The organism is Paraburkholderia sp. BL21I4N1, from assembly GCF_002973525.1.
Classification (GTDB): domain Bacteria; phylum Pseudomonadota; class Gammaproteobacteria; order Burkholderiales; family Burkholderiaceae; genus Paraburkholderia.
In genome coordinates this window covers 156,304-169,391 of sequence record NZ_PVEN01000010.1, presented here as the reverse complement: position 1 = coordinate 169,391, position 13,088 = coordinate 156,304, and the positions used below count along the sequence as shown (strand labels likewise).

Genomic DNA, 13,088 nt, shown 5'->3' with positions numbered 1-13,088 from the left:
GCGCCATGGTCATTTCTCACTGGAACCAGTGTTCACGTGCTTTCATGATCAACGCCTTAGCGGCATCCTCTTCCATCCCGGTCATCTCGACCAGTTCATCCACAGCCAGTTCGGCGAGTTCGTCGCGCGTCTGGATCTGATGTTCAGCCAGCTTCGCGAGCATGTCGGCGTCCAAGCCGTCCAGGCTCTTCAGGTCGAGCGCTACATTTTCGACCTTTTCTTCGTTCGCGATAGCCTGCGTCAGCAACGCGTCGCGCGAGCGGTTACGCAGTTCGTGAACGGTGTCTTCGTCGAATGCTTCGATTTCAAGCATTTCGTTGAGCGGCACGTAGGCAATCTCTTCGAGGCTCGTGAAGCCTTCGTCGATCAGGATGTCGGCCACTTCTTCGTCAACATCGAGACGCGCCATGAACAGGTCACGCAGTACGCCACGCTCCTGATTCTGCTTTTGCGCGGATTCGTCCGGCGTCATGATGTTGATCTGCCAGCCGGTGAGTTCGCTGGCAAGACGCACGTTCTGGCCGCTGCGGCCGATCGCGACCGCCAGTTCGTTTTCGTCTACGACGACGTCCATCGAATGCTTTTCTTCATCGACGACGATCGACTGGACGGCTGCCGGCGCGAGGGCGCCGATCACGAACTGGGCGGGATCTTCCGACCATAGCACGATGTCGACGTTTTCGCCACCGAGCTCGTTACGCACAGCCTGCACGCGCGAACCGCGAATGCCGACGCACGTGCCGATCGGATCGATGCGTTTGTCATACGCGACCACGCCGATCTTGGCGCGCACGCCAGGATCGCGGGCCGCCGCCTTGATTTCCAGCAGGCCCTGTTCGATTTCCGGCACTTCCATTTCGAACAGCTTCATCAGGAATTCGGGCGCCGTACGCGACAGTTCGATCTGCGGACCGCGCGCGGTGCGATCGACCTTCGCGATATAGGCCCGCACGCGGTCGCCCACGCGCAGGTTTTCCTTCGGAATCAACTGGTCGCGGCGCAGCAGCGCTTCGACACGGCCGGTTTCGACGATGAAGTTGCCTTTGTCGAGACGCTTCACCGAGCCGGTCATGATGTGCTCGCCGCGCTCGAGGAAGTCGTTCAGGATCTGCTCGCGTTCGGCGTCGCGCACCTTCTGCAGGATCACCTGCTTGGCGGCCTGCGCGCCGATACGACCGAATTCGATCGACGGCACCGGTTCTTCGATGTATTCGTCGAGTTGAATTTCAGGTTGCTGTTCGCGTGCTTCGAACAACAGGATTTCCTGATCCGGTTCCTGCAAACCGGCTTCGTCCGGCACGACCTTCCAGCGGCGAAACGTTTCGTGCTCGCCGCTTTCACGGTCGATATGGACGCGGATATCCGCATCTTCCTCGAAGAGTTTCTTGGAGGCCGAAGCGAGAGCCGCTTCGAGCGCGGCATATACCACGTCTTTATCGACGTTCTTCTCGCGTGCCAGCGCATCCACCAGCATCAACACTTCGCGACTCATTGTTTGCGGCTCCTAAAGTCAACTTTCGGAACGAGGCGTGCTTTGTCCATGTCCGCGAGCGTGAAATCGAGCATCGCGGCGCCTTCCTTCCCTTCAAATTCCAGACCGATCGTTTCGCCTTGCGGAGCATGCAGGATGCCCCGGTACGATTTCCGTCCGTCCAATGGCTTTTTCAATGTGATTACCACTTCGCTGCCTGCGAAGCGTTCGAAATCCGCCAGTTTCTTAAGCGGACGATCGAGACCCGGCGACGACACTTCAAGCCGCTCATAATCGATATTTTCGACCGTCAGAACGTGCTGGAGCTGACGCGTGACTTTCTCGCAGTCTTCAATCCCGATGCCAGCCGGCTGGTCGATATAGATACACAACATGCCGCGCCCGGTGCGCTCGAGATCGACGAGCTCGTAGCCGAGTCCCACGACCGTGGTTTCAATCAGTTCCGTCAGTTGCACAATGCCCTCTTAGATGTTCGCGCAGCGAGCCTGCCGCTTGTTTTGCAAACAACCAATGCGGGCCGCGCGCCAAGCTGGCGCACGTTCGTGCTACCCGAGATGCCGAACCACGATGAACTGAGCGGCAAAAAAAAAATGGGCTAAACGCCCATCATCTTATTGCCGGTGGTCGCACCTGAGCCGCACATAAAAAGCCGCACGCCCAGCGACTCCGCGATTGTAGCCATTTTTCAGGACAAACGCAAACCGCAGAACGCCGTGTGAAGCGCATTTCCGCTTGATTTCATGGGCATCTTTCGAGGATATGGCGGCATCGCGAGGCTTTTGCAGGGCGGCTTGTGGCGCGCCCCACCTGCGACTGACCGCAAGGGGTAAAGAAACCTGCCCCTACTTTTGTCTATAGCGCGGTTTTATGCGTTGCATGAAACCGGCCACACATATCGATCGATTTTGACGGCGGCCTCAAGGCAATCAATCGCTAAAGAACGATTGGCGGCCGGCCATTACAGATAACCTACTTGTCACCCGGGAAACCTTGACGGCTGCTTAACGGCCGCTCGAAGAGTCTAACGACTGCGCCGCACGCTATCCGCCGATAACCGCTCAAGGTCTTACCCGGGCCGTTCAACGCCCGCGTGTGCGACCACGTGGTGCGCCGCCGCTACGATTGGCGCCACCGCCCGGATTGGTGTTGCCGCCGCCCGCACGGTTGCCATTGCCGCCACGATTGGCGCCCGGCCCGCGACCGCCGCCATTGCCAGGATTGGCGCCATTGCCGCCGGCGCGCTTGCCGCCACCCGCCGCACGATTACCATTACCCGACGGCGCGCGATTGCCGTCGACGTCACGGCCGCCTCGCGGGCCTGCGGTGCCACCACCCATCGGACCAGCGAAGCCACCAGCGCTACGGCCCGCGCCACGGTTGCCGTAGCCGCCACCGAAACTCCCACCCGCACCGCCGCCGAAGCCGCCACCTGCCGCACCACCGCGCCGGCCTTGACCGCGCGGCTGCTGCTGATCGAGACGTCCATGCGACATCAGCACGGGTTCACGGCTGATAAAGCCCATCGACGTTTGCATCGGATCCGGCTGCTTGCGCTCCGGCGCCGCATTGCGGCTGCCACGCTCTTCAGACGGCGCCTTCAGGCCGACCGACGCCATCAGCGCGCGCACCTGATTGTCTTCGAGCTCTTCCCAGCGACCGCGCTTCAAGCCCTTCGGCAACGAAATCGGGCCGTGACGCGTACGGATCAGGCGGCTGACCATCAGGCCGGCCGCTTCGAACATACGGCGCACTTCGCGGTTACGCCCTTCGGCGAGCGCAACGTGATACCAGTGATTGGTGCCTTCGCCGCCACCGTCGCGGATACGCAAGAAATTCGCCGGACCGTCTTCCAGTTCGACGCCGTGCAGCAGCTTCTGACGCATGCCCTCGGCCAGTTCGCCGACCACGCGCACCGCGTATTCACGCTCGACGCTATAACGCGGATGCATGAAACGGTTCGCCAGGTCGCCGGACGTGGTCAGCATCAGCAGACCTTCGGTATTGAAGTCGAGACGGCCGACCGCGAGCCACTTGGCGGTCTTCATCGGCGGCAATTTGTCGAACACCGACGGACGGCCTTCTGGATCAGCGTGGCTGACGATTTCGCCGGTCGGTTTGTGATACAGCAGCACGCGCGGCGGCTTGTTGGCCAGCTTGCGCTTGACCGGCTTGCCGTTGATGCGAACCTGGTCGGTCGGCATGATGCGCTGGCCGATGTGGGCCGGCTCGCCGTTCACCGACACCCGCCCGGCGACGATCAGCTCTTCCATGTCGCGACGCGAGCCCATGCCGGCTTCGGCCAGCACCTTGTGCAGTTTGGGCGCGTCGTCGTCGGCTGCCAGCACGCGCTTGGGCGCGGCGGGCTTGCCACGGCGCAGCATCGGCGCGGGCGCACCGCCGGTCGTGCCGTTGTCCGCGTCGAAAGCGGGCGACGTCACGTACGAGAACAGATCGTCCTGACCGGCTTCCGGCGCTGCTGCCGCAGCTGGCGCTTCGGCGCCGCGGCGCCCCTGGCGCTGAGCGCCCTCACGCGGTTGACGCTCACGCTGGCCTTCACGGGGCGCGCCATCGCGCTGACCGCCTTCACGCTTCGCGCCGCTGCCCGCGTTGCGGCGCGGCCCTTGACCCTTCGCGCCCGCATCCTTGCGCGGCATCCGCACTTGCGCGACGACTTCGCCGTCCGGCGGCGCTTCGGTAACGACCGGCGCGCCTTGCGCGGGTGCGCCTTCGGCGCCCTTCGTCTTGGCTCCGGCGCGGCGACGCGCGATCAGGCTGCGCGGGCCGCGGCGCAGACCGCGGCGCGGACGGTCTTCGCCGTCTGCTTCCGCGGTCTGCGCAGGGCGTTCGCCCTCGGCAGCCGACGCTTGCTTGGTACGCGTTTCGTCAGCCCGCGCGGACGGCACGGCGCGGTCGGATTCGGACGAATCGGTGTCGTGGGTATGTGTCAAAACAACCTCAAAATGTCAGGTCGCGCACGCCCATTGCGGGCGTGGCAAAAAAAGTTCGGTTACGTCAGGCGCTGCGCGACTCGGGTTCGTCGTCGGTCAGAATGCCTGCGTCCTGTGCGGCATCGCGACGATCCTCAGAATCGTCGTGCGCCGCCGTGGTCGGGATCGGCTCGGCGGCGTGCTCCGTATCGCGAAGTACGCCCGAGTCGTGCGCGGGTATTGCCGGATCGGCCTGGGAGACCGGATCGTGATGCTGTGCGGACCCGGCGACGCCGGCCTGCGATTCAACGTTTGCCGTTTCGGCATGTTCCTGCACGCCCGGAACGCTGGCGGCGGCCGGATACGAGTCGGGCGTGGTCGCGGGACCGGCGCTGCCGGCGTCCGGCAGCGCCGGTTCGCCCGCTACGTGCGGGATATCCTGCTCCGCGCCTGTGGCCAACACGTCGCGCGACTCACCCGCAAGTGCGCCTGGCTCGCTCGCGTCGGATTCCACCGGCGCGTCTCGCGCATCGCTATCTACGGCCGAAGCCTGCGCAGCGGTTCCGATATCAGCGAACTCGATGGCATGCTGACCAAGCAGATCCGCGTTCAACTGTGCCGACGGATCGGCCAGCGGCGGCAATTCGTCGAGCGCTCTCAAACCGAGGTCATCGAGAAACTGCCGCGTGGTCGCGTACAGCGCCGGACGCCCCGGCACGTCACGATGGCCGATCACTTCGATCCAGTTGCGATCCTCGAGCTGCTTGACGACCTGCGTATTCACCGTCACGCCGCGAATCTCTTCGATGTCGCCACGCGTAACCGGTTGCCGATAGGCAATGATCGCGAGCGTTTCGAGCACCGCGCGCGAATATTTCGGCGGCTTCTCAGGATGCAAACGATCCAGGTACGAGCGCATCGCGGGCTTGCTTTGAAACCGCCAGCCCGACGCCAGCCCGACCAGCTCCACACCGCGCCCAGACCAGTCGTGCCTGAGGTCTTCGAGCAACGTTCGAACGGTGTCTGCCGACACGCCGTCGGCAAAGAGCTTGCGCAACTCGCCGAGCTTTAATGGCTCCTGCGCGCAGATCAAGGCAGTCTCGAGGACGATCTTCGCCTCTTGGGTATTCATGCAGCTAGGTCAGACCCTGTGGTCAAAGAACCGGATCAAACAGACGATTTGGAACTGAAGACGCGCTCGCCCGATTCTGATCGGTCATATTGATGGGAGCACGCACCGGGGGGTGGCGAAACAGACTATCGAGCCAAACCCAGCCGGACGGAGCAGCGAAATTCCCGAAAGGAACCGCGTGACTGAGCGCCATATTACGCAAAAACAATCAGTGCGTAAAGACGAAATCCCCGGCGCATTTTCGAGCAAGACGTTGGCGAACATGCTTTTGAGAAAAAACGGGAGTAATTGGACAGAAAACAGAGTTTTCTTGGTCAATCCCGTTCAAACGGGTCGCGCCTCGCCCTTTTCCGCCATTCGTTCGAGCCACTCAGCGCATTGCGTCATGTTGTGCCAGGAAACGCTTGAGACGCTCGACGCCCGCGTCCAGCCGCGCCGTATCGCACGCGTAGCACCAGCGCACGAAGCCTTCGCCCTGCGGCCCGAACGCGCTGCCCGGCGCCACGCCCAGACCGACTTCGCGCACCATCGCTTTACAGAGCTCAAGGCTGCGGGTCGCGCCCGGCATCGAGAAAAACAGGTACATCGCGCCGGGCGGCGTCTTGACGTCGACGCCCGGTATATCCGAGAGCGCGCGCACCAGGTGGTCGCGCGATGCCTTCAGATCGAGCACCAGTTCCTGCGTGAAACGCTCGCCCTGCTGGACGGCCACGATGCCGGCCTGCTGCACGAAAGCCGGTGCGCAGGAGGTGTTGTACTCGACCAGTTTGCCCAGGTCGTCCATCAACGCGGCCGGCGCGACAATCCAGCCAAGTCGCCAGCCGGTCATCAGCCAGGCCTTTGAAAACGAATTCACGCAGATCACGCGTTCGTCGCGCGAGGCCAGGTCGAGAAACGACGGCGCGGCGCGCGATTGCGTCCAGCCCGCGTCGATCGCGGCGGCGCCGGCGTCCGCGTTCGCGTAATACAGACGCTCGTAGACCTCATCCGCGACGATCCAGATGCCGTGGCGCCGGCAATGCGCCAGCACGGTGCGCTGCTCGTCGCGGCTCATCACCCAGCCGGTGGGATTGTTCGGCGAGTTGACCAGCAGCATCCTCGTTTCCGGCGTCAGCGCGGCGAGCAACTGCGCCATGTCGAGTTGCCAGCCGTGCTCGCCGTAGCCGAGCGGCACCGTGTCCACGTGCGCGCCGAGAATCTTCGGAATCTCGACCAGATTCGGCCACAGCGGCGTTACCGCGACGACGCGGTCGCCCGCGCCCACCACGAGTTGCGCCGCGAGCATCAGCGCGTTGACGCCCGCGCTCGTGACCGCGATGTGATCCGTCGATGTCGGGCCATGCAGCGCGCCGACATACTCCGCAAGCGCCGCGCGCAGCGGCGCGATGCCCAGGTTGTGCGTGTAGAACGTCGCGCCGGCGGTCAGGGCGGCGCTGGCGGCGTCGCGGATGAAAGCCGGCGTGACCCGGTCGGACTCGCCGAACCAGAAAGGCAGCACGTCATCAACACCAAAACCGGCGTTGGCGACTTCGCGGATCTGCGAAGGACGCAGTGCGCGCACGGCGTCGCGCGCATTGGGGACGGCAGGCGCAGGCAGATCCGATTCGCTCATCGAGACGTCCAGACAAAGGGTGAAGGACACAGGCTGACATTCAGCAGCGGTGACAGTTTAGCGCGAGGGCTGTTTTGGCGACGGCGAAACCGGCTCCCAACGCCCCCGCGGGCTGACGCATCAGCCTCACGAAATGTCCACCCTCACGCCAGATCCTCCGCTCGTGCCGGCAGTTCGCGGATCAGCCCCCACACCGCCTCCGCCGCCGGCGACAGCGAGCGATCGCGTCTTCGCACCAGTTCGACCGTCCGCTCGGCGCGCGGCACCAGCGGCCGCGCCACCAGCGACGCCCCCGCCGGCAGCGGCAACGCCAGCCACGGCAGCACGCTGACGCCCACACCTGCCTCGACCAGCCCAAAAACGGTCGCGGAATGCCCCAACTCCTGCACCACCGTGGCGCTTACGCCGTGCTCCTGCATCACGGCGTCGATGATAGGCCGGCTGCCGGACGCGTAATCGAGCATGACGAGCTGCTGGCCTTCGAGATCGGTCCACGCCACCTGCGACTTCAGCGCCAGCGGGTGATCGTCGCGCGCCACGACACAGAACGAATCGGTCATCAGCGACTCGCTGAGCAGATCGTCGGCGGAAAAGGGACCGATGATGACGCCGAAATCGACTTCGCCCGATTTGACCTTGCGCACCACGTCGCTTTGCACGTCGTCGCGCAAACCCAGCGTGACGTACGGAAACTGCCGCCCGCAAGCCGCCACCACGCCGGGCATCAGCCGGCACGCCACCGTCGGGCTGGCGGCCACCACCACGCGGCCACGCCGCTGCTCGCCGATTTCGCGAATCTCGCGCAACGCGTCGTCCAGATCCGTCAACAGCCTCGACACGCTCGACACCAGATTGCCGCCGACGTCCGTCAACTGCACCTCGCGCGTCGTCCGATCGATCAGCTTCAAACCGATCTCGCCCTCCAACTCCCGCACGCAGCGGCTAACCGCCGACTGCGTCAGACCGATCTCGTCCCCCGCCCGGCTGAAGCTTTGCAAGCGCGCGACCTCAATGAAAACCCTTAGTTGGCGCAGCGTCACATTCATTTACCGACCTCATCAATTTCGCCATTTAATGCGCATTGTATGGCGAAACCGTCCTCCTTATTCAGTTTCAAGCATATCGCTGCAATGCAGCAATAAGGCGCAAACGCACGCTGGACGGGCCTGATTGCACAAGATTGGTGATTGTCCTGATTTGCGGGATGGGTTTTTTGGATTCTCATACGCCCCTAGCTAGCGCCCGCGCTGGCCCGCTGTCACGGGGCTTTCAGGCGGTCAGACTTAACTTGGCACACTTCCTGCATTTACATGCACACAGGGTCGGCGCCATGACTTCTGACTGCATAGCAGACCGTGGCAAGCCCGACCCCCCTTGGCACTCGCCTATCGAGTGCATGGAGAGTGCGCGGCGCGGGGCAGCGCACCGGAGTTAGCTTCGCTGAGGTGAAACATGATGCTGTTCGACGATTTGAGAGACAACGAGTGGGCGCTGGTCGAGGCTTTGTTCTGTGCGGAGCCCGCACGCAGCGAACGGCGCGGCCGGCCACGCGTGGAAGCACGCGCGGTGGTCAATGCCGTGCTGTGGGTGCTGTCGACGGGCGAAGGCTGGTCCAAGCTGCCGGGCCGCTATCCGTCGCCGCCGACCTGCCGCCGCCGTTTCGACGAGTGGCAGGCCGATGGTACGCTCGCCGAAATAGTGAAGCGACTCAACACGAGTGGTCGTGAAGTTTCGCTGCGCGGTCGCATTGGCGCGACCGCCGCGAAGCCGCCGGCACCGCCGAGCCGTGACCGTCTGCGTGGCGCGTTCTGGACCAATCCGGAATCGTGGCGCGCGCCGGTCAAGATGGCCTGACGCGAATTGTTTTGCCTCCGGGCGCCTGCGGGCGCCCGGCGTGTATCTGGGCCGCCGCGCGTCCGTGTCAACGCCCGCCGGTTCCCGGTATGGGCACCGCCGTCGGCGCGCCCACCTCTGTCGGCCCTTCCCGCCAGACCGAGCCTGATATCGCGCGGCTTCAGACGCCTGAAGCCGCGTCCCGGTTGCGGATGAAACATCCATTTACTATTACTTACAGCGTGCTTTCGCAACCCGGCATACCTTATGGGTATGCAAACAGGCCTTGAATCGATCGGCTTGACGGGAGCTCAGCATGAAACCAATGTCACTGCTTCTGTGCGGCATTGTGATTTCATCAATGGCCGCACCGGCGCTTGCCCAGCAGCGCCCAGAAGGATGGAACTGGCGGCCGGAACGAACGGCCACCCTCGAAGCCTGGCAACAGGGTGAGACGCGCGGTCGTGATTTCACGCCGCCGGCGCCGCGCGGCGATTTGCGTGGCGATATCGCCAGTAATGTGCGCGCGCGGCCGGATATGCCGCGCGAGAATGCGCCGCGGCGTCGTTAAGCGGCGATCGCGCGGTCGAATTGAATCGCTGGGGAACCAGCTGACATCGCGCTAGTCTGATTTAATGCCATTAGCACAGCGTGGCAGTAGTAAATCCGGTACGCCCGTATCCTCGCGATACGGGCTTTTTTTTGGCGCGAGCGGCAAGCACCGGGCAACCCTCGGTGAGGTGCGGAACGGGTGGACATGGGGCGCCTGGAAGGGAGCAATAGCTCGGTCGCCAACCCGCAGCAACAATACCGTCACTTCCAGCCGCGCGAAGCGGCCGGAAAGAAGCGTCAGCGTCCCTGTCCGCGCGGCGCTAGGGCCGGACTTCGAGCGCGGCGGCAGGCCGCGTTTCGGCAGGGGTGACGACGTAGTCGTTCATGCGCCGTGCGGTCCAGCTGAGCAGACGTTCGTCGTGCGCGAGCCGGTTGAATTCAGCTCTGCCCCGCTCGGTGAGGACGGCGATATCGACAGGTGCGTGAAATCCCGGAGCCGGTGCGACGGTGCGTTGACGAACGGTGTCCATCAGGCCCAGCGCGCGAAGATATTGGAAAACGCCCGGCCTTCTGGCCCATGGGACCTGGCGATATTGCGCCCGCCGCAGCGCTTCAAGTACCGCTTCGTTGGAATACGTGGTCATCTCACTTCTTTCTTAAAGTGCAGCTATGACACATCTATGCCCAACACGTCACCGCGCCACCAGTGACGCGCTCAGCACCCGCCCTTGGCTGGAATCTCGCCGCATCTGGTGCGGCCGAATCCGCCAGGTGCTGCCTGGCCTCGTTTTCGGAACCCCCGTCTGAACGGCATGTTAGCGTTCTGTCCACGAGCCGACGATGCAACCGCTGCGGCGCGATAGCAAGCCCATGGATTTATCCCGAAAGTCATACGTTACCCCATTTAAATTGATTCTATTCACTTTATTAGCGCTTTTTTTTGCAGCAATCGTGCTATGGAAACGCGCCCGCCGCCCCCTCGCCGTCGGCGCAATCGCCGTGTTCTGGTTGCTCGCCGCGGGCTGGCTCACCGCCCCTTTGCTGGATCTCGCGCAGCCGCACGAACAGACCGTGCAGCCCGCCAGATACGCGCCGCGCACCGCGATCATTCTGCTCGGCGGCGGCACCCGCTACGACCACGACCACGTGCTCGTCCCGCCGCACGACGTCCTCGCGCGCATTACCGTCAGCGCGCAGAGCTACGCCGCCTGCAAGCGAAGCGCGGCCAGTTGCCAGGTGATCGTCAGCGGCGGCAATCCGCAGCGGCATAGCGCGACCGAGGCCGATACCTACCTGCCCTATCTGCTGCGCGACCAGGTGCCGCGCGCGGATATCGTGCTGGAAAACACCAGCCGCACCACGTACGAAAACGCCCGCAACGTGTCGTCCATTCTCGGCCGGTCGCGCTACGACGCCTTGATACTCGTCACATCCGCGTATCACATGCCGCGCGCGCTGCTCGACTTCCGGCGCTTCGGTCTCGAGCCGCAACCAATGATATCGAGCGCCCGCCGTGCCCAACTCGGTGTACTCCCGCGTTATGACAATCTGGTGAGCGCGGAGACCGCGTTGCACGAGTTGATCGGCATCGGGCAGTTTTATGTATATAGCGCGATGGGTTGGTTTTGAAATACGAGCAGCTCAACACGCCGCTTTATTTAGAGATGCGAATGTTTGCTGTATCCGCCATGCATGTCGACTGCGCGCATCGAGCGGAATCGTCCCGGGCGACGTGTGTTGACGGAACGTAACAAGATGTAACGAATTGTCATCGGAGTGAGAAAACCATCTGCTGGAGCGGATATTGCTGGCTAGAATGCATTGTCTTTCCGTTTGGACAGGCAAATACTCGGGTCCATAACCACTCTGCGGAGGTAACGATGAAGAAAGTGTCCCTGGCGATCCTGGTTTCCCTCAGTGCCGTAACGGGCGCGGCTTATGCGCAGGACAACGGCGTCATGATGAGCACCGATCCGGCCAAGGCCGCCGACGTCGAACAACGTGCGCAAGATTTGCAAAACCGTCAGCAGGCGATGGAAAGCGCACCGGCCATGCCGATGAAACATCACAAGATGGCTCCGCATCACAAGAAGGCCGCCAAGGCCGACGCCGCCAGTTCGTAAGCGCAGCGTCCACTGCACGAATCCGCAGCCTGGATTTTTCGCGCACCACTACCGTCACCCGCGGCCCCGCCGCGAAGGTGAAAAGCCGAAGCCGGCACCGCCGGCTTCGGCTTTTTTGTTGTCTAATGGTCCGGCAGCGAAGCCGCGGCGCCGCGCTGACGGTGTGCTACAGTCGCGCACCGTCCGGCGCCCAGCCGGACTCCCCTAACCCGTGCGCACCCTGGTGCGGAGGACAGCATGAGCAACATCCAGCTAGATATCGAATGGACCGAAGCAGCATCCAAGAAAATCGAAAAACTGATGCCGCGCGGCGGTCAGGAAGCGTTTCTGGCGCTGCCGCCCGTCGAATGCCTGCCGATGGAAGGCGACGTGCTGTTTCTCGGCCCGGACGGCAAGCAGCAACCGTTCATCGTCGCGGAACGTCAGTATCACCATGATGGCGACGCCGACTGGACCATCATCCTGATCCTCGACGTCCCGCAAGCCACGCATTAAAGCCACGCCGTAAACGCCAACGGCGAGCGCCGCGCGGCCCCGTTTTCCGGACCGCCAGCCGCTCGCCGTGGCGCACAGTGGTCGAACGAATCGTTCGACCACTCATTCGACCACTTACACGATCTTCGACAACACGCGGATTTCCGAGTGTTCGACCCAGTCCGCCACGGCTTGCTTATAAGCCGCGATATGCGCGGACCTGGCATGCGCCGCCAGCGCTTCCTGACTTTCCCAACGCTCGACGAACACAAACCGGCGCGGCTCCTGCACGTCGCGATGCAGGTCGTACTGAAGCGCGCCCTGCTCGTTGCGCGTCGGTCCGACGATCCCTTCGGCCGCCTGACGCAGTTGCTCTTCATAGCCCGGCTTCGCGACCGAGATTGCGACCACTGCGATTTCCGACATGCCCAACCTCCAATAGACGAAAAGAAGCAGCAGCATACCCGCCGGGCGTCAATCGTGCAGGCGGCCGCCGCGCGCCGCGAGACGAGCGCTTTCACCGCCTCGCGTCTCGCCTGACAAAACCGCTTGCGTCACACAAAACGTCTGAGCACCGTCCTGGCCTAAATTTTGGCGGGTGCCCGTTTCCCGCACTGCTACGCTCGGTTTAATACGGACGATTGATTGCGAGCCGCCCGACCTGTTTTCATGCACGGCGAGCGCGCAAGCGAAATCAGGCAGAGCACGTGACATGCGGGCACGGCAAGCCGCCGGATAACCTTGTAGCAGGCGGTTGACGCGGCCATCAGTTCTGTCCCCGCGTCTGTGATAACCCGCACATTCATGCGAATTGCAAACTGCTAGACTGGTTTGAATACTCCGCCGGAGTCCGGCATGGCTGGCATCGCTCTGCGCGTTCCTGGGCTGTATCCGTCCTGCCCTGCCGACGAATGGGCTGTGCATCCGTTGCGCGCCGAAGCAG

12 protein-coding genes and 1 pseudogene are annotated in these 13,088 nt (G+C 63.2%); 5 read left to right on the top strand and 8 right to left on the bottom strand.

All coding sequences use genetic code 11. The features are described from left to right. Positions 1-16: 16 nt before the first annotated feature. The 6 genes from nusA to B0G83_RS24095 all read right to left on the bottom strand — a co-directional run bounded on the left by nusA (position 17) and on the right by B0G83_RS24095 (position 8,209). Complete coding sequence (nusA, locus tag B0G83_RS24120) at positions 17-1,492, bottom strand: transcription termination factor NusA (protein WP_105509908.1); 1,476 nt, start codon at positions 1,490-1,492, stop codon at positions 17-19. Further along, the gene (gene rimP / locus B0G83_RS24115; RefSeq protein WP_035550921.1) at positions 1,489-1,947 is read right to left on the bottom strand and encodes a ribosome maturation factor RimP; all 459 of its coding nucleotides are present in this window, start codon (positions 1,945-1,947) and stop codon (positions 1,489-1,491) included. Before rimP ends, nusA begins: the two co-directional genes overlap by 4 nt. Before the next feature lie 624 nt (positions 1,948-2,571). Further along, positions 2,572-4,440, bottom strand: a complete 1,869-nt coding sequence (rluB, locus tag B0G83_RS24110; RefSeq protein WP_105509907.1) for a 23S rRNA pseudouridine(2605) synthase RluB — start codon at positions 4,438-4,440, stop codon at positions 2,572-2,574. Between the two features lie 64 nt (positions 4,441-4,504). After that, entirely contained in the window at positions 4,505-5,551 is a 1,047-nt protein-coding gene (gene scpB, locus B0G83_RS24105; protein WP_105509906.1) for an SMC-Scp complex subunit ScpB, read from the bottom strand. Between the two features lie 370 nt (positions 5,552-5,921). Then, on the bottom strand, positions 5,922-7,163 hold the full coding sequence (locus B0G83_RS24100) for a pyridoxal phosphate-dependent aminotransferase (RefSeq protein ID WP_105509905.1): 1,242 nt from the start codon (positions 7,161-7,163) through the stop codon (positions 5,922-5,924). Positions 7,164-7,306: 143 nt separating this feature from the next. Beyond that, a complete protein-coding gene (locus B0G83_RS24095; RefSeq protein WP_105509904.1) occupies positions 7,307-8,209 on the bottom strand; it encodes a LysR family transcriptional regulator in 903 nt (300 codons plus the stop codon). Positions 8,210-8,618: 409 nt separating this feature from the next. Between B0G83_RS24095 and B0G83_RS24090 the strand changes: the two are divergent. Both B0G83_RS24090 and B0G83_RS24085 read left to right on the top strand, forming a co-directional pair. Then, positions 8,619-9,014, top strand: a pseudogene (locus B0G83_RS24090) (transposase); the annotation flags it as partial. A gap of 298 nt (positions 9,015-9,312) precedes the next feature. Continuing rightward, positions 9,313-9,567: a hypothetical protein gene (locus B0G83_RS24085; RefSeq protein ID WP_105509903.1), complete on the top strand. Its 255-nt coding sequence runs from the start codon at positions 9,313-9,315 to the stop codon at positions 9,565-9,567. Positions 9,568-9,868: 301 nt separating this feature from the next. Here B0G83_RS24085 and B0G83_RS24080 read toward each other — a convergent pair whose 3' ends face one another. After that, positions 9,869-10,192, bottom strand: coding sequence for a hypothetical protein (locus tag B0G83_RS24080; protein WP_105509902.1), 324 nt, complete (start codon positions 10,190-10,192; stop codon positions 9,869-9,871). Positions 10,193-10,499: 307 nt separating this feature from the next. Between B0G83_RS24080 and B0G83_RS24075 the strand changes: the two genes are divergently transcribed. The 3 genes from B0G83_RS24075 to B0G83_RS24065 all read left to right on the top strand — a co-directional run bounded on the left by B0G83_RS24075 (position 10,500) and on the right by B0G83_RS24065 (position 12,166). Further along, positions 10,500-11,177, top strand: coding sequence for a YdcF family protein (locus B0G83_RS24075; protein WP_374954939.1), 678 nt, complete (start codon positions 10,500-10,502; stop codon positions 11,175-11,177). Between the two features lie 251 nt (positions 11,178-11,428). Further along, positions 11,429-11,671: a hypothetical protein gene (locus B0G83_RS24070; RefSeq protein ID WP_035550948.1), complete on the top strand. Its 243-nt coding sequence runs from the start codon at positions 11,429-11,431 to the stop codon at positions 11,669-11,671. 237 nt (positions 11,672-11,908) lie between these two features. Continuing rightward, complete coding sequence (locus B0G83_RS24065; RefSeq protein ID WP_035550951.1) at positions 11,909-12,166, top strand: hypothetical protein; 258 nt, start codon at positions 11,909-11,911, stop codon at positions 12,164-12,166. A 114-nt stretch (positions 12,167-12,280) separates the two neighbouring features. Here the strand turns inward: B0G83_RS24065 and B0G83_RS24060 are convergent, their stop codons facing one another. After that, positions 12,281-12,571, bottom strand: coding sequence for a putative quinol monooxygenase (locus tag B0G83_RS24060; protein ID WP_105510004.1), 291 nt, complete (start codon positions 12,569-12,571; stop codon positions 12,281-12,283). Positions 12,572-13,088 lie beyond the last annotated feature (517 nt).

What these genes read in the sequence shown, in the direction of transcription:
- B0G83_RS24080 (WP_105509902.1), bottom strand. Translation starts at nt 10,192, where the DNA reads ATGACCACGTATTCCAACGAAGCGGTACTTGAAGCGCTGCGGCGGGCG.
- B0G83_RS24060 (WP_105510004.1), bottom strand. Translation starts at nt 12,571, where the DNA reads ATGTCGGAAATCGCAGTGGTCGCAATCTCGGTCGCGAAGCCGGGCTAT.
- scpB (WP_105509906.1), bottom strand. Translation starts at nt 5,551, where the DNA reads ATGAATACCCAAGAGGCGAAGATCGTCCTCGAGACTGCCTTGATCTGC.
- B0G83_RS24070 (WP_035550948.1), top strand. Translation starts at nt 11,429, where the DNA reads ATGAAGAAAGTGTCCCTGGCGATCCTGGTTTCCCTCAGTGCCGTAACG.
- B0G83_RS24065 (WP_035550951.1), top strand. Translation starts at nt 11,909, where the DNA reads ATGAGCAACATCCAGCTAGATATCGAATGGACCGAAGCAGCATCCAAG.
- B0G83_RS24100 (WP_105509905.1), bottom strand. Translation starts at nt 7,163, where the DNA reads ATGAGCGAATCGGATCTGCCTGCGCCTGCCGTCCCCAATGCGCGCGAC.
- nusA (WP_105509908.1), bottom strand. Translation starts at nt 1,492, where the DNA reads ATGAGTCGCGAAGTGTTGATGCTGGTGGATGCGCTGGCACGCGAGAAG.
- B0G83_RS24085 (WP_105509903.1), top strand. Translation starts at nt 9,313, where the DNA reads ATGAAACCAATGTCACTGCTTCTGTGCGGCATTGTGATTTCATCAATG.
- B0G83_RS24095 (WP_105509904.1), bottom strand. Translation starts at nt 8,209, where the DNA reads ATGAATGTGACGCTGCGCCAACTAAGGGTTTTCATTGAGGTCGCGCGC.